Raw genomic sequence first — 25,656 nt, 5'->3', positions numbered from 1 at the left:
AATAATCGTTTTTTATAATATCACAATATAAAAGGTTGGATAACAGCAGATAGATAGTTAACGAAACTGACTAATTCATTTGTTATGCACCATTGTGGATAATTTTACATTCTGTCAATTTTTATTCTGCTCTAAGTATCGGACTTTTGCAGGATGGTTTTCTCTCACTTACACGTTCATACTCAATACTCCCTGCTGGATGGTGCGGCAGACATTAAATCCCTGTACAAGAAAGCGATGTCCAGCAATCAGCCGGCCCTTGCTATCACAGATCACGGGAATATGTTTGGTGTATTCCAGTTTGTGGCAGAGGCGTATAACAATAAACTGAATCCGGAAGATCCAAAGGATAAACGCCTGAAAGTAAAGCCTATTGTAGGCTGCGAATTTTATGTGGTGGAAGATCGCTTTAAACGTGCCTTCACCCGTGAAGAAAAAGATATCCGTAATCACCAGGTACTCCTGGCAAAAAACGATGAAGGTTACCGTAACCTCATCAAATTATGCTCCCTGGGATACATGGAAGGCCTGTACGGTAAATATCCCCGTATAGATAAAAAGCTGATCGTAGAATATCATAAAGGACTGATAGCGACCACCTGCTGTTTAGGTGCTTCCGTACCCCGTACTATCCTTAAAAAAGGAGAAGAAGCCGGTGAGGATGAATTCAAATGGTGGCTGGATATCTTCGGAGAAGATTATTATGTGGAACTGCAACGCCATGGTATTCCGGAACAGATCAAAGTGAATGAGTCACTGGTGAAATTCGCTCACAAACACAATGTGAAGATCATAGCTTCCAACGACTCCCACTATGTTGATCAGGCTGATGCCAACGCACACGATATCCTGCTTTGTATCAATACCGGTGAGAAAAAGAGTACACCGAGTATGAAGGATTTCTCTGATGATGATGTATCCGTTAAAAACAAACGTTTCGCTTTCTATAACGATCAGTTCTATTTCAAGACAACTGAAGAGATGACCGCTCTTTTCAGTGATCTGCCACAGGCTATTGATAATACCAATGAGATAGTTGATAAAGTAGAATTACTCGATTTAAAAAGAGATATTCTGCTGCCCAACTTCCCTATTCCTGCGGGATTCTTTACACAGGACCAGTACCTGCGTCACCTCACCATGGAAGGCGCCCGTCTGCGCTATAGTGAAATGACTGCCGAAGTAGAAGAAAGGATCAACTTTGAACTGGACGTTATTGAAAAGATGGGATTTGCGGGTTACTTCCTCATCGTATCCGACTTTATCAAAGCCGGGCGCGACCTCGGCGTATTCATAGGCCCTGGCCGTGGATCTGCGGCAGGTTCTGCCGTGGCATACTGCATCGGTATCACCAATATAGATCCTATTAAATATAACCTGCTGTTTGAGCGTTTCCTGAACCCGGAACGTAAAAGCATGCCGGATATCGATACGGACTTCGATGATGAAGGCCGCCAGAAAGTAATTGACTACGTTGTACAGAAATATGGTAAAAACCAGGTAGCACAGATCATTACCTATGGTACCATGGCTGCCAAAATGAGTATCAAAGACGTGGCGCGTGTAATGGACCTTCCTTTGATAGAATCCAATATACTGGCTAAGATGGTTCCGGATAAACCGGGTATCCAGCTGGCCCGTCTCTTCAACGCTCCGATGGAAGGGGATAAAAGCCTGGTGGAGAAAGAAGGTCTGGGACCGGAAGACATGGAAAACGTGCGTAAACTGCGGGAACTGATCAAAGGAGATGACCTGCAGGGGGAAGTATTACGGGAAGCCTGCGTACTGGAAGGCTCTGTGCGTAACACGGGTATCCACGCAGCGGGTATCATCATCGCTCCGCAGGACCTCTACGACCTTATCCCCGTGTCTACCGCCAAAGACTCCGATCTGCTGGTGACACAGTTTGAAGGTAGTATCATCGAGAGCGCCGGCGTTATCAAAATGGACTTCCTGGGTCTGAAGACCCTCACCATTATCAAAGGCGCCCTTGAACTCATCAAAATGAACCATGGGATAGAGATCTCCATTGATGATATCCCGCTGGACGACGTCAAAACATACGAACTCTATCAGAAAGGTGAAACCAACGCCACGTTCCAGTTTGAGTCTCCGGGAATGCAGAAATACCTGCGTGAACTGAAACCCGACAGGTTCGATGACTTAATCGCCATGAACGCCCTGTACCGTCCGGGTCCTATAGAGTACATCCCCCTGTTTATCAAGCGTAAACTCGGGTTGGAAGAAACCGCATACGACCTGCCGGAACTGGAAGAATACCTTAACGATACCTACGGGATCACCGTATACCAGGAACAGCTGATGCTGCTGAGCCAGAAACTGGCCAACTTCTCCAAAGGAGACGCCGACGTTCTCCGTAAGGCGATGGGTAAGAAGCAGAAGGCCGTGATGGATAAAATGAAGAAACAGTTCATGGAAGGATGTGCCGCTAACGGGCATGACCTGAAGATCTGTGATAAGATATGGACCGACTGGGAAGCGTTCGCATCCTATGCCTTCAACAAATCCCACTCCACCTGTTATGCCTTTGTGGCCTACCAGACCGGCTACCTCAAAGCACACTACCCTGCTGAATATATGGCGGCAGTTCTGAACTGTGCCAGCAACATTGAAAAGATCACCTTCTTCATGGAAGAAGCGAAGAGAATGGGCATAGACGTATTACCACCGGATGTGAACGAGTCCTTCAAAGGGTTTGCCGTGAACAAACAGGGTCAGATCCGTTTCGGACTGGCAGGTTTGAAAGGTGTGGGTGAAGCTGCCGTGGAAAACATCCTGGAAGAACGCAAAAACGGTAACTACCAGAACATCTTTGAGATGATCAAACGTGTGAACCAGCGTGCAGTGAACAAGAAATCACTGGAAGCCCTGGCCATGTCCGGCGCTTTCGACTGCTTCCCTGCCCTGCACCGTGCACAGTACTTTTTCAAACCGGAGAATGATACCAGCACCGGCCTGGACAAGATCGTGAAATTCGGGAACCAGGTGGCTGCCGGCTCCAATTCTGTTGGTAGCCTGTTTGGTGCTGATGATTTACCGGACGTAGAGCCACCAAAGATCCCACCTTGCGATCCATGGCCTTTGATCCTGAAACTGAATAATGAAAGAGAAGTAACCGGTATCTACATTTCCGGCCATCCATTGGATGATTACCGCTTTGAGAGCCGTTTCTATAACATGAACACCGTACAGGACCTGGTAGAATACCAGGCCGATCTGGCCACTCCGGGCAATGCCCGTGCAGGCAGGGAAAGGAATTTCCGCCTGGCGGTATACGTTACCGGTGCCCAGGAAAGGATCTCCAGAAACAACCGCCAATTTGGCATTATGACGATAGAGGATTACTCCGGCAAGTTCGAATTTGCCCTTTGGAGTGAGGACTTTATCCGCTTTGCACCCTACCTGAAAACAGGACTTTGCCTGTTCGTAAATGGTGGATTTAAGGCAAAACGTTTCAATGATGCCGAGTATGAATTCAAAGTAAACGGGATCCAGTTATTACAGGAAGTAAAGAAAACGCATACCAAGAAGGTAGGTTTAGTGACAATGCCTAAGTTTATTACCCGCGAATTCGTTGATTTTATTGTAGACAATATCGCCAAATATCCCGGTGCCAGTGAATTGTACCTGCAACTGATAGACAGGGACAAGGATATGGCCGTGAAACTGCACACATTCAACAAACATATAGAGATGAATGATGAGCTGGCACACTATCTGACCCAACAGCGGGATATCGATATTTATATAGAGACAATCAATAAGTAGGGGATCAAAAAAGCTTTACCTTGCAGCATGTATTTGATTCGAAACCAGCATGTCAAAAGAGCAGTAGAATGGATTCGGTTTAATTCTTGAAGTATAGTAATTACAAATTGAATAACAACAATCATAAATTAAAATATCATGGCATTAGAATTCACAGATTCGAACTTCCAGACGGAAGTGTTAAGCTCAGATAAATTGAGCGTGATCGATTTCTGGGCAGAATGGTGTGGTCCTTGTCGCGCTATCGGTCCGGTTATCGAAGAACTGTCTAAAGATTACGCAGGTCAGATAAACGTTGGTAAAGTAAATGTGGACCAGAATCCTCAGCTGTCTATCAACTATGGCATCACCAGCATTCCGGCTATCCTTTTCATTAAAGGTGGTCAGGTGGTTGACAAACAGGTTGGTGCAGTACCAAGATCTGTACTCGAAAAGAAAATACAGTCTAATCTGTAATAAATCATATAATTATATATGAAAGCGCCCCGGATAACCGGGGCGCTTTTTTTATCTTACCAGGGTTTGATGCTAGATTACCAGATGTTATTGCTCATAAATACACTGGATCTGACTGTTTAGTTCTCTGATTTAGCTTTGGAATATGGGTTCAGAATTTATTTTTCAATTTAACTTCACCTAATATTCACGTCAGATAAGGTGTATTTATGAGCAATAACATCTGACGCGAAGATGATGTAATCTAACTGAGTTTTATCTTACCAGGGCTACCGTTCCTTTTTGCTTCAGCCTGGTAGATTCCTTGCCATAAAAGGCATACTCTATTACATACACATATCCTCCTACTTCCTGCAACACCCCATCCCAACCCTTGTTCATATCACTGGTTTGGTAAACGAACCCTCCCCAGCGGTTATAGATCGTCATACTATAATAAGCCACTCCTTTCCCCTTTACACGGAATACATCATTCACTCCATCTCCATTCGGAGAAAAGGCATTGGGAGCATATAAAGAACGATTATAAGTAAGGTTGATAGTGACCGTATCCGCAGGTACACAATTTAACCCGGTGACTGTCTGCACAATATAAGTAGTAGGTGTTAAGGGCTGAGCAAAAGGAGAAGGACAATCCGTACAGCTTAATCCTTCCGCAGGGGTCCATTGGTAATCTACCGCATTCACAGCATGTAACGCCACAATATCTCCTATATTAACTGTTGTATCATGATTGGTAATATGAACAGGAGGAGGATTGATATTATTGATATCAATAGTTGAACCGGTATTACAACTATTGACATCTGTTACAGACAATGTATAATTACCTTTCGATAATCCTGTTACTACATTAGTATTTTGCAGTACATTATCCCAATAAATATTGTAAGGAATAGTGCCGCCTGTTACATTAACAGTGGCCTTTCCATTCCCTCTTTCACAAGTCTCATCATCTGTGGTTACATTAGCTATAAGTACTGCCGGCGCAGTCAATGTTACCTCCACACTATCTATACAAACAGCATTGCGGGCATACACTTTATACGTCCCGCTACCAAGGCCTGTAAACGAAGCACCGGACTGATATGCCTGTCCTGCAATCGCATATTCAAAAGGCGGGGCACCACTCTGCACCTGGATAGTAATAGTACCATCAGTCACACCGTAACAGGTAGGTGAAATACCGTTACCTGTTGCCCCCATAATATCCTTCCCGGTAATAGTCAGTGGCATCGATACTTCGCAACCTTTTGCATCCACTACTCTCACTGTATAATTCCCTGGTGTAAGCTGACTATAAACAGAATCACTGTTTCTGTTTGTTCCATTTACGTAATAAGTATAAGGCCGCGTACCACCTGTTGGATGCACTTCTATCTTTCCATAAAGAATGCCGCAATCAGCATTTGTGACCACAGGTGTGTTCAGGCTCATAGGAGCAGAAACAGTTACTTTAATCATATCAGTTGCTGAACAACCGCCATTAGTGACAGTGACACTGTAAGTACCGGATGTTGTCACCGAAATCGTTTGTGTGGTAGCGCCTGTATTCCACAGGTACCTGTTACCCGGAGAACCTGCGTCCAGCATTAAAGTTGTACCTCCGCAAATCTCTTTATCATTCCCCAGGTCAACCGCCAGGACAGGCATCACAACAATGTTCTTACAATAAGTAGTTTGATTGGGTAAGGATTCATTCGTTAGCAGATTCACTGTATAAATACCTGCCGTATTATATGAAACAGCGGGCACCACCGCCTGTGTAGAAGAGCCAATACTGGAACTGGTGCAGCTCTTGAATACCAGCCGGGTAATCGTATTATTGTTGATATTGGTAATAAAAGCATACAGGTTATTTCCTTCCCTGAAGATGGTGGAAATGGAATGCGGGAAACTCAGATTGCCTCCATTGCCCAATGAAACGGCTGTTGGATTACTGGTAATATCCGAATTAAAATCAAGCCTTACCAGCTCATTGGAAAAGTTATTCACCACCAGTGCAAAGATGCCTCCGCAATCATGTATAACACACAAATCTCTTGGGCCACTCAGTGCAGGATTTGTCAGTTTTACACCTGTAGGCGTATTCGTGAGTGAGTTACCAAAATCAAGCCTGGATACTGAATTGTCTACTTCATTCGCCACAAAAACATACCATTTCCCATTTTCCTGTATGGCAGAAATACCGGTTGGCATATTCACCCCTCCTACTCCACCCAGGTTTGTACCCACCGGTGGATTCCGGAAATTAGGGCCAAATGCAAAACGGGTAACTGTATTATTATAAAAATTGACTGTGAGTCCATACCAGTTACCCCCATCCTGAAAAAGATAAAGATCTACCGGGTAATTCAATCCGCCTATATTCCCCCAGTTGGTAGCTACCGGGCTGTTATTGGAAAGAGATGCCCCAAAATCCAGTTTCATAATGGCAGCAGCAGCCACAGTGGCACCTCCCACTATAATCACATGCCATCCGTCCACATCCTTTACTACCTGTAAACCTTCAGTATTAATTGGTATCGTTCCGCCGAAACTACCCATGTTGGTTACGGTAGGCGTATTGAGTAAGTTAGTACCAAAATCCAGTCGTAGTAAGGACGCAGTTCCATTGTTGGTAATAAAACCATAGTAGTTATTCCCATCTTTTGCCGTAACCATGAAAGTAGAGAGATTCTGCGCATTGCCTACATTACCAAGGTTTGTTAAATCCGGTGTTCCATATAAACCTCCTGAGCAGAAATTCCAGAAATACGTAGATGCACCTACTGAAGTATTCTGTATCGTGACAGGGCTATTTACACATATCGTATCAGGAGCCGTGAAACTGGCCTGGGCATACGATTTAGCAATAAAAACAGTGGGGTATATAAAAATGCACAGTAAGAATCTATTCATGATATAAGGGAGTACTGGCAGGATCTGTTAGATATTGTGTCCGCTCTTCAAAAATAGTGCAATATTAATACTCCTCCTATAATAAGAAAATCATACAATTTGCGTTTAATCTTGTAGTTCAATTTGTTTTAATATCAATTGACTGCCGGAATACTCCTTTTCGTAGATTCTCTATAGGGGATCTGGCAAAGAGATTGTAACTTTCCCCGGAAATCATTTGAGCAAGCTGAGAATTTTTGACTTACAAACTTTAACATTGCGCAATTTTACCCTTTTTATCCTGACTATTTTCTATGTATTACCCGCTATTGCCCAACGTAATTGTGGTACGGAAACATCTATCCTGCAACAAATTCAGGCCAACCCGGCCCTGCTGCAGGTAAGACAGGCTAAAGAAGCCAGCCTCAGAGAAGCCACACTGCGGATGAAGCAGATGAAGGCCCTCGCAAAAACGTCTTACAGTACCGTTACCATTCCCGTAGTAGTACATATCGTGTTGAAGAACCCGGCCAATGTAACGGATGCGCAGGTACTTTCCCAGATAGCTACACTCAACGAAGACTATATCGCTGGTAACGCAGATATGTCCCAGCTGCCCGCAGCATGGCAACCACTGGTAGGTAATTCCTCTCTGCAGTTTTGCCTGGCACAACGCACACCCGATGGCAATCCTACCGATGGTATAGACAGGGTCACCACTACCAAAAATTCCTTTTCGATAGATAATGCAGCTCAGGCTGTAAAATTTGCATCCACCGGAGGCGCTGATATATGGGATAATACCCGTTACCTGAATATATGGGTATGTGACCTTTCCGGCGACTACCTTGGTGTGGCTACCTTCCCCGGCTTATATCCTGCCAACCAGGAAGGGGTGGCTGTAGATTATGTTGCCTTTGGCAGTACCGGTACCGCAACTTCCCCTTATAATAAAGGCCGCACAGCTGTACATGAAATAGGCCACTACTTTACCCTGCGTCATACCTGGGGTGATGAATCTGCCTGTGCAGCAGATGATGGTATCGATGATACCCCTTTACAGGGTACCAATACCTACGGCTGCCCTGTATTCCCTAAAAAAGACCAGTGTTCCGTGGATTCTCCCGGTATCATGTTCAATAATTACATGGACTATTCAGATGATGCCTGTATGCTGCTGTTCACCTCTGAACAGGTAGACAGAATGCGCGTGTCCCTGGATGCAGACCATGCCAGCCTGCTTACATCAGATGGTTGTCAGCCGGTTAACCTGCTCGCTAACGATGCCCGGGTGTTAAACATCCTCTCTCCTTCAGCACAGATCTGCGAGAACAGTATCACACCGTATATCGTGCTGAAAAACATGGGCCTCACTAAACTCACTGCTGTTACTATCACCTATCAGATAGACAATGGTGATACGCATGCCTTCAGCTGGACAGGCAGCCTGACCGCCCTTAAAACAGATACACTGTACTTACCGGACACCGCTCCGGGAGAAGGCGCACATATACTGAAAGTTTATACCTCTCAGCCTAATGGCGTGACAGATGACGATGTTACCAACGATACTGCTTCCGTTGCGTTCCAATACTATGCAGACGGTACTTTCCCGCTCACGGAAGGTTTTGAAGGCAGTACCTTCCCGCCAACAGCCTGGGAAATAAAGAATTACGATGGCCTCTATACCTGGGAAGTGACTACTGATGCCGCTAAATCCGGCAGCAAATCAATAGTGATGCATAACCTGGCTTATGATACAAATGGTGCGGTAGACGACCTGTTCTCGCCCCTCATGAACCCTTCCGGTTACGATTCTGTATTCCTGTTCTTCGATGTGGCTTCGGCTTCCTATTCCGGCGCTACCAGTACGAACGCCCTCTGGGACAGCCTGATAGTGCTCACCACTTCCGACTGCGGCATTACTTTCGACAGCCTTTACGTGAAAGGGGGCCCGGATTTCCTGACGCATAAACAGGCTGTTACCACAGAATACGTTCCTACGGCTGCCGAATGGCGCAGAGACTCCGTGAACCTCACGCCTATCATCAAAAAAGGTGAGTTCCGAGTAGTATTCCGCAACGTTAGCAACGCAGAAAACAATATCTACCTGGATAATATCAACCTGATAACCAAAGCTACCCAGCCTTACCTGAAGGAAAAAGGATACACCGTTGGGCCAAATCCAACGTCCAACCAGGTGTTTATTACCTTCCTGGAACCACCGGCAAACCTTCAGTATATAGCGTTATATAACACTTTAGGGCAGCAGGTTGCCAAACAACCAGCCGCCAGTATCAATAGCAGTAACCGTTTCATCTTTGATTTGGTAAATGAACCAAATGGTATTTATTTTGTGAAACTAATCTACAGGAACTCGGTTAAGACTATTAAAATAACAAAAGTGCAATGACGACTAGAAACGACTTTCCTGCTGTAGACATACTCCTGCAGGATACCAGACTGGATAAAGGATTGAAAATCATCGGTGAGAAAGTATTATCATCAGAAAGATTAACACCTGAAGAGGGATTGTTGTTATTCGAAAAGGGGGAACTCGGCTTCCTGGGTGCCCTGGCTAACCTGGTGCGTGTGCGCATGCATGGCGACAAGACCTATTTCAATCGTAATTTCCATATTGAACCGACCAACGTTTGCGTATTCACCTGCAAATTCTGCTCATACTCACGTCTTTATAAGAACCGTGAAGAAGGTTGGGAACTGAGCATCGATGAGATGATGGATATCGTGAAAAAGTATGATGGTCAGCCAGTTACAGAAGTACATATCGTAGGTGGGGTACATCCTAAAATGAACCTCGACTTCTTCTGCGAACTGTTAAGCAAAATAAGAGATCATCGTCCGGACCTGCACCTGAAAGGGTTCACGGCCGTAGAACTGGACTATATGTTCCGCAAGGCAAAACTGACCGTAGATGAAGGTATGCGCAAGCTGCACGAGGCGGGTTTACAGTCAATGCCGGGCGGCGGTGCTGAAATCTTCCACCCTGATGTACGTGTACAGATCTCCCACGATAAGGTAGATGCGGAAGGATGGCTGGCAATTCACAAAGCAGCTCATAAACTGGGTATGCATACCAATGCCACTATGTTATATGGTCACGTAGAGAACTACTGGCACCGTGTAGACCATATGGAACGTCTTCGCTCCCTGCAGGATGAAACACATGGTTTCAACACCTTTATACCACTGAAGTTCCGTAACAAAGACAATGAAATGTCTCATGTACCGGAATCCTCTATCATAGAAGATCTTAAATTATATGCAGTTGCAAGACTGTATATGGATAACTTCCCTCACCTGAAAGCCTACTGGCCTATGCTGGGAAGAAATACGGCACAACTCACATTATCCTTTGGTGTAAATGACCTGGATGGTACCATCGACGATACCACCAAGATTTACTCCATGGCCGGATCTGAAGAACAAACACCGTCTATGAACACTGCCCAGTTAGCGATGTTAATCAGGCAGGCAGGCAGAAGACCGGTAGAAAGAGATACAGTTTATAACGAAATCAAAGATTATACTGAAGTAGAATTTACTGCGGAAGAACTGGCCAGCTGATTATAACTAATATATTATGCTTCTATCTTCTAAATGGTTATTTAACATAGGGTTATGTCTTTATATTGCAGGATGTCATAACAACCATACAGTATCAACCAATGTTGTTACTGATAATGGCCCTCAGTTTACCAAAGAAGGAGAATTATATTTTCTCAGCAAAGTAAATAATGATACGCTGAGGAAAATTGATATAGAGCTGGCGACCAACAACCAGGAAAGAGCCCAGGGGTTGATGGACAGAAAATCAATGACAGATGAACAGGGCATGCTCTTTATTTTTGCCACAGCAACAGAGCAGTCTTTCTGGATGAAGAATACCTACATTTCTCTGGACATCATATATATCGATGATCATAAAGAAATCGTATCTGTGCAGAAGTATACTACGCCTCTCTCTGAAGAAAGTTTGCCATCATTTAAGAAAGCACAGTATGTGCTGGAAGTGAATGCAGGATTCTTTGATAAGTACCATATCTCTTATGGCGATAAAATTGCTTATCAGGAGAAAAAATAATACTATAAATGTAGAAAGCTCCTTACAGGAGCTTTCTGCATTTATAACAATCCGTCCCCTGTTTTATGCTTTTATTTCCGTTTTGATTTATCTAGCGTTATTTTCAATACCTTTACCCTGTTATAGAAATACTAAGTTCTCTTGCAACACTGCTTTTAGTCGCGTTATCCTCTTCTTGCAGCTTTATTTTTGAATTTGCTCATTTTTATCTCTTCTGATCACCTCCTGACGAGAGCAAATTTTCTTTGTTATGTATTACGGTTTTAAAAAGGCTTCGTGCTTTCCGGATATGTGTTTGTATAGTTAATCTTCTCACTTAAAATAAATATCATGACTATTTATGTTTCAAACCTCATGTCTCAAATCAATGAGGAAGAATTAAAGAAAGTGTTTTCCGTGTATGGAGCTGTGACTTCCTGCAAGATTATCGGCGACAAATTCACTGGTGTATCCCGCGGGTTTGGTTTTATTGAAATGCAGGACGAAGATGGTACTAAAGCAATAAAAGAGCTGGATGGAACAAATGTGGGTGGTAGAAATATCTCCGTGGCTGTTGCAAAAGAACGTGTTGACAGGTCTTTTCCATCCGGTAGAAGTTACTGATATGAATACATAAAAGACATCCTGATAATTTTTCCCAAACAACTTGAATCTATGAGAAGCATCCTTATAATAGACGATGAGATCCACACATGTACATTGCTGCGTAAGATCCTGATGAAAGAAGGCTTTGATGTAGATATTACCATGTCTGGAAGTACTGCTCTCAAAATGGTCAAAGAGAAACACTATCAGGTTGTCTTTTGTGATTACCGTCTTAAAGACAAAGAGAAAGATGGCGCTACACTTTCTCACGAAATACATCTGTTAAGTCCACAGACAGCCATCATCATTATGACTGGCTACCCCGATGTACGCATCGCTATCCAGTTTATCAAAAATGGTGCATATGATTATGTGACTAAACCTTTACATGCAGAGCAGGTAATACTGCTGGCAAATAAGGCATTCTTATACATAGCAAATGTGCATGGCAATGATACAACTCCGTATTCAGCACCATCAGTCACCAGTGTAAACGCACAGGGAAAACTCAGTGAAACCGGACATGTATATGGTATCAGCAGCGCATCCAAAGAACTGAACCAGCAGATATCACTCATCGCTCCTACTAATTACAGCGTCATCATCTGCGGAGAAACAGGCACCGGTAAAGAATCCGTTGCACGTTTGATACATAGCCGCAGTAAACGCAGTGATAAGCCTTTTGTAGCACTGGATTGTGGTAGTCTTAGCAATGAACTGGCCGCCAGTGAATTGTTCGGTCATGAGAAAGGTTCTTTTACAGGAGCTATCAATACTAAAATTGGTGCCTTCCAGGAAGCAAACGGGGGTACTTTATTCTTAGATGAAGTAGCGAATCTCTCCTACTCTATTCAGGTAGCATTATTACGTGTGTTGCAGGAAAGAATGGTAAGACCGGTTGGTAGTAATATAGAAACACCGGTAGATATCAGGCTTATCGTTGCATCCAACGAAAATCTGTCTCACGCTATTATCCAGGGTAAATTCCGGGAAGACTTATTCTACAGATTAAATGAGTTCACACTCACCGTTCCGCCTTTGCGTAAACGACTGGAAGATTTACCCTTGTTCATTGAAACCTTTGTAAAAGAAACAGAGAACGATTTACAACGCAAATCAGGTCCTTTATCTCCGGAATTACTGGAGTACTTTAATACTTACAGCTGGCCGGGTAATATCCGTGAATTGAAGAACCTGATCCGGAGAGCATGTCTGTTAACACCTGCCGATAGTACAATCGACTTACAGATATTACCGCAGGATATGACAGATGCCCACAAACCTGTGCATAAGAAAGTGATCGTTTTAAAACAGGCTGATAACGATTTAAAATCTATCGCTCAACAGGCCGAACATGAAAAAATCATGAAGGTATTGCGCGAGGTAAAATTCAATAAAACAAAAGCAGCGAGGCTGATGAATATTGATCGTAAAACCCTGTACAATAAGTTACAGTTACTGGAGATAAAAGTATAACAGTTTCGCAGGGCTTCGCCCTGCACCCAGAGTTACTTACTCAGTTCCTTTAATGTAAAAGACTTTTGTCTGCCTTTGTTTTGTTTCCTCACATCCTGGATCTCTTTTTCCGTGATGGCAGGAGCTTTGTTACTCCAGCAGTTACGAATGAAACTCAGCACCTGGGCTATATCTTTATCAGAATATTCATCATTACTGCCTATTCCTGGCATATCTCCGCTTATCTCAGGTGCTTTATATGTCTTCCCTCCCACCTCTACTGGTCCGGTAAGCCCATATAGCACGATGGAAATTAATCTTTGTTTATCACCGGTTACAATGCCCGACTCGTTCAGCGGTGGAGCCAGTGACTGTATACCATTACCATCTGCACCATGGCAGGTCTGGCATACTGTTTTAAATATTACGGCACCACGCGGGTACATCTTCTTCAATCCTTCTGTCAGCTTCTCATTCTTATGACTTTCTATGTTCTTTAATACCAGTTTCAGTCTCTTTGCGATCAATAATGTTGTATCAGGCATCTCTTTCAGTAAATCAGCTTCTTTACCTGCGTTATTACTGATAATAGCATCTGCTACATACTTGTCGTTTGCGTAATGTTTTATTAATTCCGTTTGTAAGATGCCCGCCTGTTTAGCAGGTAAAACCGGTAACAGCAAAGCCACATAAGGCGCCAGGAAAACATTCTGTGTTAAATGAGCCAGTTCTTCAGCTATTTGCACACCATTAACCGGCGTAATGACAGCAGGTAATGCTGCTAATGCCTGTGCCTGTATATAAGGGTTCTTCTGCTGTAATAATAACTGAATATCGGTCAGATGTAAAGCACCCAATCCTTCCAGTGTCCATAAAGCATGCATCTGTCCATTTATGCTGTCTGTTTTTTGCAGACGTTCTCTGAGGGCGGGAATTAATATGGTATAATGATGATCGATGATCATCTGTTGTGCTTTATCCCTGATCCACCCGTTATTATTATTTAATGAAGCCAGTAATTTCTGTGGATCATTCTCCAGTTGTACGGGTGTTACTTTTGTATTTGCCGGTACTATTCTGTAGATACGTCCGCAGTTGAGCGGGTTCGTTAAATTCCTGCTTTTAATTTCACTTTTCAGATAAGGGGTGAGGAAGGTTTTATGCTGGATAATCCCCCTGTACATATCCACTACATACAATGCCCCATCGGGAGCATCATAGAGGCTTACCGGACGGAAACGTTCGTCGTCGCTGGCCAGAAATTCCTTATTATGATATGCCTCCTTCCCTTTTACGATATATCCGCTGTCCTGTATCAGGTTACGCTTAACCAGATTACCGGAAGGTTCTGCTACGAACACGTTATTATCGTATGCTTTGCCCAGCAGTTGCCCTCTATATACCAACGGGCTGCAGGCGGCGGTCATTTCATTTAAGCGCAGGCTATCGTCCAGGATCCCTTTCATATAACCCCGGTTTACACCGGTGGTAGCCCTGATCGGGAATACTCTTTTATCAGATACTATCTTTTCATCGTAACCGGCAACGTTACGTTGTTGTGGGTTATGAGCACCTAGTGCAGGTGGGAAGTAATCTCCCAATACATTCTCTGAGTTGTTATTATAGAAAAGCCTTCCGTAATTATCCTGTGACAGTCCCCACTGGCCGCGGAAGTGGGTTTCTTCTTTCAGCCATTTATCACCTGCTTTTCTATATCTTTTATCAGATTTTGCATTGTAGATCCAATTATCCATGGCCCTTAACAGCCCGTTGGGCTGATGCTCCACATTTCCTCCTTCTGTATATTTATCATCTACCAGGGTACGTTTGCCTGGCTTGTCATTATCTATTTCTACAAACCAGAGTTTGGGTGGTTCTGCTATTAATACCCCGTTTTCCAGCAAACAGATGGCCCTGGGTAATACCAGGGAATCCAGGAATACTTTACGGGAGTCTGCTACACCGTCTTTGTTGGTATCCTCCAGGATCACTATTTTCCCGTTGGGGATATCTTCTCCTGTACCTACGGTATCGGGCATGTAACCGGTCATTTCCACTACCCACATACGGCCTTTTTCGTCGAAGGTCATGGCAACGGGAACGGTTACCAGCGGTTCTGAAGCGACTAACTGTACTTCCAGTCCTTTTTCGGTAACCATATGCTGAATGGCAGTTTTAGCATCCAGGACAGGTGATACTGCATATTTTTTCCTGATAGCCAGTGAATCGGTGGCGTGTGTATGTAGCTTTCCTTTACAGGCGGTCATTAATAAGACAGCTCCCAGCAGATAAACGTGGTATTTCATCTTCAATCGATTGTAATCTCAAAATATAAATTAAATATGAATTATGAATAGGGTAGTTATGAGTGGTAGATATACGTGCTGAATTGATTATAGGTGACTAACAGCGCCCCATGTTTTCAATAAAATACACCAGGTACTATTGATTACTTTACTTATTCGTATTTCAACATAGTTTTTTTTTATCTTCGTCAAATTACCATCATCTAACTCGGCTTATGGGACGCTTTCAGGGCATTTTCGGTATTATTCTTATCCTGGGACTAGCTTATTTATGCTCCAACAATAGAAAAAAGATCAATTTCCGGCTGGTGATCAGCGGAATTTCATTACAGGTATTGATCGCCCTGCTCGTTTTTAAAGTCGGACCTGTATTCTGGTTTTTCCAGCAATTAGGGAAAGCAATGGGTAAACTGGAGCAATTTGCAAGCCAGGGTGCAGCCTTTGTATACGGCGGTATTGCCGTAGAACAGGCTCCCGGTACAATCGGCAACTATGTAAATGGCGGGTTCGTCTTTGCATTTAATGTTACAGCGGCTATCATTCTCGTATGCTCACTGGTAGCCATCCTTTATCATTTTGGGGTGATGCAGCGCATTGTGGCGGTGATCGCACGCGCTATGAATGTGATCATGCGGGTAAGCGGTGCAGAAGCGCTCAGTAATGTGGCCAGCGCCTTCGTAGGACAAATTGAAGCACAGGTAATGATACGACCTTACCTGAACTCCATGACTAAAAGCGAACTGCTGGCGTCTATGAGTGGAAGTCTGGCCTGTATAGCAGGTGGTATCCTGGTGGTCTATTCCAACATGGGCCTTGCCGCAGGATTGGACCTCGCGCCTAAATTGATCACTGCCAGCCTTATGGCGGCACCTGGTGCCTTAGTCATTGCCAAAATCGTGTTTCCTGAAACAGAGAAAAGCATGACCATGGATACTATCAAGCTGGAAGTAAAAAGCCAGTATGTAAATGTGATAGATGCTATTACTCATGGTGCAAGCGATGGCTTCAAAATAGCCATGAACGTAATCGCTATGATCATCGGTTTTATCGCCCTTATTGCTTTCCTCGACTGGGGGCTGTTAAAAATAGGTCACCTCTGTCATCTTAATTTTGATCTGAGTCTGAACTGGATCTTTGGGAAGCTCTTCTACCCTGTTGCCTGGGCAATGGGCGTACCGGCCAGTGATGTGAATAACGTAGCTACGCTGCTGGGTCAGAAGCTTACTATCAACGAATTTGTAGCCTTCAAACACCTTACAGATAAGTCGGTTCCTATTATGACGGAGAAAGGGTTACTGATAGTAAGTATCGCTATCTGCGGATTTGCGAATTTCAGTAGTGTGGGTATGCAGATAGGTGGTATTGGGGTACTTGCACCAGAGAGACGTGCAGACCTGGCCAGCCTGGGTTTAAAAGCCCTGTTCTGTGGGACACTGGCATCTTACCTGTCGGCTACTATCGCAGGTATATTAATCTGATAAAAGAAATTTGAAACAGGGGACTCCTAACGGAGTCTATTTTGGAGGATAAAACGTTTTCTACAAACACGGGGCTCCTAACGGAGCCTTTCGTTTGTAGAAAACGTTTTATATCAAAACATAATAGATTCCATTAAAAGCTCCCTGTTAATAGAAACCTATTTACCCTAAACATAATAGGCTCCGTTAGGAGCCCCGTGTTTGTAGATAATGTAATAAACAACAAAACCGACTCCGTTAGGAGTCCCCTATTCAATCTATCACTTATACGAATAACAAATTCCGCTTTACGTTCATTCCATAATGAACATAAAGCGGAACACTATTTATAGCGTAATAGGTTTAGTCTAATCTCTTCTGCAGATCTACCAGTACAGCTACCCACGCATCCACGTCACCAGCATCTGTCCAGAGTTCTTTCATTTCAGAATTATTCTTGATTTTCTCTACTGCAGCAATAGCTAATTTCTTCAGCGCAGGCGCTGCAAGCAGGTCCAGAGAATCCAGATTCTCAAGTGGTTCTTCCGGGAAATCTTCACTGGCTTTACCTGCCAGTGCCGCTACTACCTCTGCAGCAGCCAAAGCATCTTCACATTCGGAAGCGTCCAGATGACCTTCCTTGTTAATTGTGAATTGCAAGGTGTCGGCTACCATGCCGCCATCCTTGTTCTCCATCATTTCGAATATCCAATCTTGTGAACCGTCGTTCTCAAAGTTCCTGGTGCCCCATGTGCCCATGATATTAATTTTTTGTTTGGTTTCCTAATTTAGTTCAGACTCCTGAAATCCACCGGCACCAGCTTACTTACGCCGGCCTCCTGCATGGTTACACCATAAATCACATCTACGGACGCCATCGTCTGCTTATTGTGCGTTACAATGATAAACTGAGAGTTGTCTGAAAACTTACGTATCATATTGGTAAACTTACCCACATTCGCATCATCCAGCGGCGCATCCACCTCATCCAGGATACAGAACGGCGCCGGCTTGATTAAATAAATAGCGAACAGCAAAGCTGTTGCCGTCAGTGTTTTCTCTCCACCACTCAGCTGCGTAATCGCTGCCGGACGTTTACCCTTTGGTTTCGCGATGATCTCAATCCCGGTATCAGCCAGATTACCCGGATCATTCAGGATCATATCACACTCATCCTCTTCAGTAAACAACGCCTTGAACACACGTGCAAAGTTCTCTTTTACCTGGTTAAATGTATCCAGGAATTTCTGGTTAGCTGTAGACTCTACTTCCTGTATTGTCGCCATCAGAGACTCCTTGGCACTTACCAGATCGTTCTTCTGCTCCAGTATGAACTCGTAACGTTTCTTCATTTCCTGGTAAGCTTCAATCGCTGTAGGATTGATCTCACCCATATTCTCTAAACGTTTCTTTAATCTCTCTGCGCTACCCTGCAACTCATCTACCGGTAAGGTTGAAGTACGCTGCTCGTCCAGGATCTCATCCAGGTTCACTTTAAACTCTACGCTCAGACGTTCCTTCATGGAAGAAAGCTGTAAGCGGAGATCGTTCACCTTGTCTTTGATCACCGTTAATGCCTGCTCCAACTGATCTTTCGCACGCTGTTTCGCACGCAAGGTAGTTTCCTTCTCCTGTAAAACGTTACGGAAGTTGTAATATTCCTGGTCCTTTTCATTCAGCTCTTTCTCCTCTTCTTCTTTCTTACGGAACAGGTCTACCAATCCTTCTTCAGCATCACTTAATTTATCCTGGGCAGCAGCAATATTCGCTACCGCATCTTCTAACTGCGATTTATTACTGGTGATCTGTACATGCAGATCAGATAATTGTTTGCGTTTGAATTCCAGTTCCTGCTTTAACGCCTGTACCTTACTCTGCTGGCGGGTATGCTGCAGGTTCTGGTTATTGAACTGTATGTTCGACTGGTTAAACTGTTGTTCAGCATCAGATGCTGCTTTCTCTGCTGAGATAATATTATCATGCAGGGCATGTACTTTCTCATTCAGATCTTCCAGTTCTTCACGTACCCCGGAAATACTCTCCTGGTTAGTCTCCAGAGATAACTGCATTTCTGCGAGTCGTTTATCACCTGTTTCTATCAGCAGGCGGAAGTTCTCAATACGGTTCTGTAAACCAAACACCTGGTTATTCAGCTGATTGATACGCTCACGGGCAGTATTGATCTTGTTCTCATTCAACTGGCCGTTGTAGCCTAACACCTGGTTATGTTTCTCCTGGATCTGATCACGCAGACTGGCCACCACTGCTTCCAGTGATTTGATCTCTTCGTCTAACTTCTCCAGGTTCTTCGCACGGCCCAGTTTCTTCCCTTCAAACAATCCTACTGAACCACCACTGAAGCTGTATTTGCCACGGTGCATACGACCGCCCTTCTCTATGATCAGCACATCCTGGTCTACCAGTTTGTCGAATTCCAGTGTGCTTACATCTTCGGAGATAAACACTTTAGCCAGCAGGTAGTTACCCAGACCTTTGTAACGTTCATCAATCTCCACTACTTCCAGTGCGGAAATAGTTCCCGGAGGTGCAAATAAAGCCCCTCCCTGGTGATTGAACTGATCAAGTATGAAAAAGTTTGCCTTTCCTTTTTTGTTTTCATCCAGCAGACGGATAGCCTGTATCGCCTCTGCTGCGTTGTTTACTACGTAGTAGTTGAGGTAAGGTTCCAGCAGGTTCTCCACGCAGGTACGATAATCTTCTTTACAGAAGAAAATATCACTGAGGATAGGCGCCTTGTTATTCCAGTCGGTATTCTTTTTAAGGAATTTGATACTCTCCGGATAACCTTCTAAGCTATCTACTAAAGATTTTAACAGGTCGTACTCATTCTTTTTCTGGTCTAATGAGCGGTTCTCGTTCACCAGTTTATCACGTAACCCTTCAATCTCTCCCTGTGTAGTGAGGATTTTGCCTTTGGTCTCTTCCTGGAAAGCCACCATATCTTCCAGGTCGGCTTTACTATCAGTGACGGTATCCTGTAAGCCCAGTTTTTCTTCTTCCAGCTGGGAGATCTGTAACTGGCGGTTTGTCTTTTCTTCCTGTAACTGCTGGATACCGCGTTGCAGGTTCTGCACGGAAGTATCAGCAACGGCCACTTTCTTCTCCGCTTCAAACTGCTGGCGTTGCCATTGCTGCTGATCGCGGCGCAGGTTTTCCAAAGAAAGCTTCTTCTGGTTGAAGAGTTCTTTCTTTTCATCCACCATTTCTGTCAATCCTTCCAGTTGATCCTGTAAAGACTCAAACACTTCCTGTTCTTCTTCTACCTGTTTGTCTGTAAAGGCAATAGAATCGCTGAAGCCCTGCAACTGCCCTTCGGCATTGTTCAGGAACTGGCTGATATTCTTTTCCCTTTCTTTTAAATAGGTTAATTGCTGGGTAGCCAGGTTTTTATCATTCTCTTTGGTACGAACGGTGGAAATCAATTCGTTGAATGATTTCTGCAATACCTGCAGTTCTCTTTCCTTGGCTACAAAGTGTAGTTTATCTTCTTCTACGCTGGCCTCATCAGTAGCAATTTCTGCTTCCAGCGCTGTTTTGCGGTCGCTTTCCTGTTGCTGCTGATCTGTCAGCTCTTTAAAATTAATGTTAAACCCTTCCAGGGCAGCTTTCGCCAGCTCTATACTAATCTCGCGGTATTCCTTCTTGATTTCGAAGAAACGTTCTGCTTTACGGGCCTGGCTCTCTACCGTTTTGAGGTTGTTATTGATCTCGAACAATAAGTCCTCGATACGGTTTAAGTCGCCCTCGGTAGCATCCAGTTTGGATTTAGCTTCCTTTTTACGGGTTTTATAGATAGAGATCCCGGCGGCCTGTTCCAGCATACGGCGGCGGCTGTTCTCTTTATCTTTGATGATATCGTCCACCATACCCAGCTCGATGATGGCGTAGGAATCTGTGCTTATCCCGGTATCCATAAACAGGTTATGGATATCTTTTAAGCGGCAGGCTACATCATTCAGGCGGTATTCGCTATCGCCGTTCTTATAAAATTTGCGGGTAATGGTAACGGTGGTAAACTCTGTGGGCAGCACATTGCGGGTATTCTCGAAGGTCAGGCTCACTTCCGCCATACCACTGGCAGAACGACTTTTTGAGCCATTAAACACCAGCCCCGCCTGATTCTCAGAACGCAGGTTACTGATCTTATGCTCTCCGATCACCCAACGGATCGAGTCAATAATATTACTTTTGCCGCAACCGTTTGGTCCTATTACACCAGTCACCCCTTCGTCAAAATGCAGGACGGTTTTGTCAGCAAAACTTTTGAAGCCTTTAATTTCTAATGTTTTTAAACGCACAATCGCTTCGCTTTGTTTTTTAAGCCGTCAAAGATAACTATGATTTCTTTGATTTAGGACCAGGATTTCCCTGTTCTACCTATATTAATGGCTCTTAACTGAAAAATATTATGATTATCAATGTCTTAAAACTATTTATTACCAATTATTTCTCCAAAGAAAACAGTATTTTATCAGAGAATTATAATTTAATTATTCACAGAGGGGTAAAAATTGTGTAGAACGATGACTATTAACGCGTAATTCTTCATTTGTAATTGAATTAACTTTGCATATATTTTTACTTACATGCGGCATTGGATTCAGGAAGTCAGGAATTTTATTTACAGCTATCATTTCAGTACGGGCCTCCGTACTACCATCAGCGTAGTAGTACCTTCCGTCGTATTTTCCCTCATGGGCGACCTTCCCATGGGTATCATTGTCTCTCTTGGAGCGCTGGCTGTTGCCCTTTCCGATGTTCCGGGCACGGCTTTACATAAACGAAATGGCATTTTAACCGCTATAGGCTTCGTCTTCTTCACCGCGTTGGGTACTAGCCTCATCCTGCCCTATCCCCTGCTCATGATGGGCTGGATAGTGGCCTGCTGCTTTGCCAATGGTATGCTGCTGGTGTACGGTAACCGGGGTGGTAATATTGGTATCGCCTGTATGCTGGTGATGGTATCCATACTGGGAGAAGAACCAATTCCCCCTGCACAGGCGCTGCTGCACAGTGGTATGATAGCCGCAGGTGGTATCTGGTATGGTTTCCTGGCGCTTATCCTCTGGCAGATCCGTCCTTATCTTAGTGTTCAGCAGATGCTGGCAGAATGTATCACCGAAACAGCCAAATATTTACAGGTACGCGCAGGCTTTTATGAGAAAAATGCAGATCTGGAAGATACTTTCAAAGCGGTATTGGCCCAACAGGTAATTGTGAGTGAAAAGCAGGAATTTGTGCGCGAACTGTTATTAAAACGCCGTTCTGCTCAACAGGGATCTACCAGTATCAACAAAAGCATGGTGCTTATTTTCCTGGATATCGTGGATCTCCAGGAGCAGATCATGGCCTCTCAGACAGATTACACCGCCCTGCACGACTCTTTTGATAATGACAATATTCTTGATAAATTTCACAGTCTCATTCTGAAATTCGCCCACGAACTGCAACTGATAGGAGAAGCCGTGGCAGCGGGACAACGTACGCTACCCAAAGCCAATCTACGCTATGAAATAGAGAAAGTAAAACGTGCTGTGGATGAAATCCGTCAGACACTGCCTACGGTGAAAGAACGCTCCCGCCTGATTGTACTCAATAATATCCTGCATAATTTACAGGACATGGCGCAGCGCATGTACAACCTGCACCGCCTTACCCGCCTGGAAAGAGTCAAAGATGATTCTATCGATCCAAGGCTGGAACTGGCCAGTTTTACTACGCGTAACCGTTATGATATTGAACCTTTACAGACCAACTTCACTTTTAAGTCGCATATTTTCCGGCATGCGATAAGATTAAGTCTTGCGGCGTTAACGGGATATGTGCTGGGGCAGGCCCTGCACCTTAGCCGGGTGTACTGGATCTTACTTACTACCATCGTCATCCTGAAACCAGGTTTTGGCATTAGTAAGGAACGCAGCTATCAGCGTCTGGTGGGTACTGTTACCGGGGCTTTATTTGCAGCGGGGGTTCTCTACCTTACTTCTAATGATACTGTCATCTTTGTGATCATGTTATTCTGTATCCTCGGTGGATATAGTTTTATGACCCAGCAATATACTGTGAGTGTGTTTTTTGTGACACCTTTTATTGTATTCTTATTACATTTCCTGCATCCTGCGCATTTGCAGTATGTATGGCTGCGCGTTATAGATACTTTCATTGGCGGAGGCATTGCATTCCTTGCGAACATGCTGTTATGGCCCAGTTGGGAGCACAACTATATGCCGGGGCATATGATCAAAATGGTGAAGGATAATAGTGAGTATTTTAAGCAGGTCATGCACCTGTTTACGGAGCAGGAATTTGTGATGAATGATTATAAGCTGGCGAGGAAAGAAACGAATGTAAGTGCAGCGAACCTGATGTCTGCATTCCAGCGGATGTTATCAGAACCTAAGAGTAAACAGTTACATGCTTCACAGGTATATCATTTTGTGGTATTGAATCATTCTTTAATGTCTCATACCGCTGCACTGGCTAATTACGGGTTGTTGCACGGCGTACATTATCCCCGTCCGGAATACAAACTGATCACCGCTAATCTCCTGGAATATTTTGCCTGTATAGAGAAAATGCTGGCAGAACCGGGTTGTAAACCGGATGTACCTGCGTCTGTTACAGAAGCATTTGCCACACTGGATACATTACTGGAAGACCTTTACCTGCGCAGGCAGGAAGAGACGAATCTCGGAAAGGGCAATACACCTGTAAGAGATGAAATGCTGGAAACAAAACAGGTACGTGATCAGTTACACGCTATCCTGTCTTTATTAAAAGATATGAAGAAAACGATGGAGACCTATCAATCATTATAAATAATTCCAAACTGATCTGATAACGGGTCCAGCTTCTCCAGGATTAAATCAAAGAAAGCAGGCCCCTGATGTATATACCAGGGCATAAAGTTCTCTTTCCTCTCCTGTAAAGAATCTGCCGGGAATAATTTCTCTTTCAGCGTACGGATCTGCTCCGTTTGCCAGGCAAATTTCTTCTTCTCCGCCTTCAGGAATTTATGTTCTAATTTACCAATGGATTTTATTGCTTTGCTACGCTCAGAGCCTACCGTTGCTTCCAGCGTCACATCTATATTACGTGCCTTCTCCACCAGGTCGTCAAACAATTTCTCTATCGCTGCATATTCATCTTTCAGCACAAGAGAAGCATTGGTATGTTTCTGTACAAACTGATTAATCAAGACTTCCACATCCCCGAAAAGATCTGTAATATCCAGGTTTAATTTTTGTAAACGCTGCTGTGATAAACTGTTCACCAGCAGGAAAGAATTACGCAGCAACAACACCGGGAACGGTACTTTATAATGCGTAAACAAATCCTGCAACTCTATCCAGTAAGCGATCTCTCCACCACCACCAATAAAGGCGATATTAGGCAGGATAGTCTCCTGGAACAATCCACGCAGAATCACATTCGGACTAAACCTTTCAGGATGCTCCTGTAATTCTTTCTCCAGGGTAACTTCCGTAAATTCTACAGGCATATGTAATACCTTCCAGGTATCTCCTATGCGAACAATACGTTCACGGCTGGTTTCCGTCAGGTAAAACAGGTTGATCTCCCTGGGATTGGCCTGCACTTTATAATGCTGAGATAAACGTTCTGTTGTCTCATTCACAATCTTATAAGATTGCTGGTGCAGTAATTCATCCCGCATTACCGGAATAAATAATCTCTTTAATGCCGGGCTATCCGGTACCAGTACTACCAGTCCGTAACGGCCAAACAACTCATTCACTAAATATAAAGTAGCATCCTGGATATTCTCATGTTCAAGATAAGCAGTACGCAGTAATGTAATCAGCTCATCGGAATAAGCCCCATGTCCTAATGCGTCTTTTATCTTGTTGATCAGCTCATCGAATCCTTCCGGTTGCATACGTCCTACGGCTCCCTGCTGGGAAGTAGGCCATACAATGTTTTTACCATCAATATATACATGTCCCAGTTCATCCAGGTCAGCATCTTCGCTGCCCATATAATAAACGGGTACAAAATTATAGGTAGAGTATTGTTCTTTTAACTGACGGGCCAGTTTGATAGTCTGGAGGATCTTATAAGCGAAGTAGAGGTAACCGGTGAAGATATTAGGCTGATGTGCGGTTACTATGGTAAAAGTATTTTTATCCAGCAGGCTGCTGATATTGGTCTTTACTGCATCTTCGGTAATTAATCCTTCATATTGCTGTTCAAGTGCAGCCACCAGCGTTTCCCTGTCTTGTGGATGGGCCTTTTTAGCCTTTATAACATCCTCAAACGACGGCTTTACCGGGGAATATGTATAGAATGGACGTAAATGTGGATGTTCTGCCAGGAAATCTATGACCAATTGATTAAAATACCCGGTGTCGCTATACGGGATACTACTTACAGGTTGTTCCATACACTCTCTCTGATCTTTTGAAGGCACGAAGGTAGGGAATGAATTACGAATGATCAATTACGAATTAGAGGAATGCTTTCTTGATATAATACAAATAATTGATTTAAAACATTTTATGTTATTCTTTATATGGGTTGAATGGTAAATTCAAAGAGATTGTCAAAAGTAACTTTCACCTGATTTTATTCGGGTACCATCAGA

The 25,656-nt window shown here is 43.8% G+C and carries 14 protein-coding genes; 9 read left to right on the top strand and 5 right to left on the bottom strand.

All coding sequences use genetic code 11. The annotated features are described in order from the left end of the window. Window positions 1-153: 153 nt before the first annotated feature. Both dnaE and trxA read left to right on the top strand, forming a co-directional pair. A complete protein-coding gene (gene dnaE / locus BMW86_RS28640; protein WP_089786737.1) occupies window positions 154-3,789 on the top strand; it encodes a DNA polymerase III subunit alpha in 3,636 nt (1,211 codons plus the stop codon). A gap of 138 nt (window positions 3,790-3,927) precedes the next feature. Then, window positions 3,928-4,245 carry a thioredoxin gene (gene trxA, locus BMW86_RS28635; protein WP_089786735.1) on the top strand — a complete coding sequence of 106 codons (318 nt, stop codon included), beginning with the start codon at window positions 3,928-3,930 and terminating at the stop codon, window positions 4,243-4,245. A gap of 255 nt (window positions 4,246-4,500) precedes the next feature. Here trxA and BMW86_RS28630 read toward each other — a convergent pair whose 3' ends face one another. Further along, on the bottom strand, window positions 4,501-7,146 hold the full coding sequence (locus tag BMW86_RS28630; RefSeq protein ID WP_089786733.1) for a T9SS type B sorting domain-containing protein: 2,646 nt from the start codon (window positions 7,144-7,146) through the stop codon (window positions 4,501-4,503). A gap of 256 nt (window positions 7,147-7,402) precedes the next feature. Between BMW86_RS28630 and BMW86_RS28625 the strand changes: the two genes are divergently transcribed. From BMW86_RS28625 to BMW86_RS28605, 5 genes are all read left to right on the top strand, one after another. After that, window positions 7,403-9,538 (top strand): M43 family zinc metalloprotease, encoded by a 2,136-nt coding sequence (locus tag BMW86_RS28625; protein ID WP_089786731.1) that lies wholly within the window; start codon window positions 7,403-7,405, stop codon window positions 9,536-9,538. Beyond that, window positions 9,535-10,713, top strand: a complete 1,179-nt coding sequence (gene mqnE, locus BMW86_RS28620) for an aminofutalosine synthase MqnE (RefSeq protein WP_089786729.1) — start codon at window positions 9,535-9,537, stop codon at window positions 10,711-10,713. Before BMW86_RS28625 ends, mqnE begins: the two co-directional genes overlap by 4 nt. Before the next feature lie 16 nt (window positions 10,714-10,729). Then, window positions 10,730-11,230: a DUF192 domain-containing protein gene (locus tag BMW86_RS28615; protein ID WP_089786727.1), complete on the top strand. Its 501-nt coding sequence runs from the start codon at window positions 10,730-10,732 to the stop codon at window positions 11,228-11,230. Window positions 11,231-11,560: 330 nt separating this feature from the next. Continuing rightward, window positions 11,561-11,833 carry an RNA recognition motif domain-containing protein gene (locus BMW86_RS28610; RefSeq protein WP_089786725.1) on the top strand — a complete coding sequence of 91 codons (273 nt, stop codon included), beginning with the start codon at window positions 11,561-11,563 and terminating at the stop codon, window positions 11,831-11,833. Window positions 11,834-11,884: 51 nt separating this feature from the next. Then, window positions 11,885-13,291: a sigma-54-dependent transcriptional regulator gene (locus BMW86_RS28605; RefSeq protein ID WP_089786723.1), complete on the top strand. Its 1,407-nt coding sequence runs from the start codon at window positions 11,885-11,887 to the stop codon at window positions 13,289-13,291. Window positions 13,292-13,323: 32 nt separating this feature from the next. On the opposite strand, the gene BMW86_RS28600 is transcribed toward BMW86_RS28605, so the two are convergent. Beyond that, window positions 13,324-15,576, bottom strand: a complete 2,253-nt coding sequence (locus tag BMW86_RS28600; RefSeq protein ID WP_089786721.1) for a DUF7133 domain-containing protein — start codon at window positions 15,574-15,576, stop codon at window positions 13,324-13,326. Between the two features lie 215 nt (window positions 15,577-15,791). Between BMW86_RS28600 and BMW86_RS28595 the strand changes: the two genes are divergently transcribed. Beyond that, complete coding sequence (locus BMW86_RS28595; protein WP_089786719.1) at window positions 15,792-17,054, top strand: NupC/NupG family nucleoside CNT transporter; 1,263 nt, start codon at window positions 15,792-15,794, stop codon at window positions 17,052-17,054. 342 nt (window positions 17,055-17,396) lie between these two features. Here the strand turns inward: BMW86_RS28595 and BMW86_RS28590 are convergent, their stop codons facing one another. Together BMW86_RS28590 and smc are read right to left on the bottom strand one after the other, a co-directional pair. After that, complete coding sequence (locus BMW86_RS28590; protein WP_089786717.1) at window positions 17,397-17,792, bottom strand: DUF4259 domain-containing protein; 396 nt, start codon at window positions 17,790-17,792, stop codon at window positions 17,397-17,399. Between the two features lie 29 nt (window positions 17,793-17,821). Beyond that, on the bottom strand, window positions 17,822-21,352 hold the full coding sequence (gene smc / locus BMW86_RS28585) for a chromosome segregation protein SMC (RefSeq protein WP_089786714.1): 3,531 nt from the start codon (window positions 21,350-21,352) through the stop codon (window positions 17,822-17,824). A 288-nt stretch (window positions 21,353-21,640) separates the two neighbouring features. Here smc and BMW86_RS28580 point away from each other — a divergent pair, with 288 nt between their 5' ends. After that, the gene (locus tag BMW86_RS28580; protein WP_089786712.1) at window positions 21,641-23,872 is read left to right on the top strand and encodes an FUSC family protein; all 2,232 of its coding nucleotides are present in this window, start codon (window positions 21,641-21,643) and stop codon (window positions 23,870-23,872) included. On the opposite strand, the gene bshC is transcribed toward BMW86_RS28580, so the two are convergent. Continuing rightward, on the bottom strand, window positions 23,860-25,455 hold the full coding sequence (gene bshC / locus BMW86_RS28575; protein WP_089786710.1) for a bacillithiol biosynthesis cysteine-adding enzyme BshC: 1,596 nt from the start codon (window positions 25,453-25,455) through the stop codon (window positions 23,860-23,862). The genes BMW86_RS28580 and bshC overlap by 13 nt on opposite strands. Between the last annotated feature and the right edge of the window lie 201 nt (window positions 25,456-25,656).

Origin of the sequence: Chitinophaga sp. YR573 (assembly GCF_900110995.1) — a bacterium.
Taxonomy (GTDB): Bacteria; Bacteroidota; Bacteroidia; order Chitinophagales; family Chitinophagaceae; genus Chitinophaga.
The sequence above is the reverse complement of the archived record's forward strand: the minus strand, read 5'-3'. Positions and strand labels throughout refer to the sequence as shown.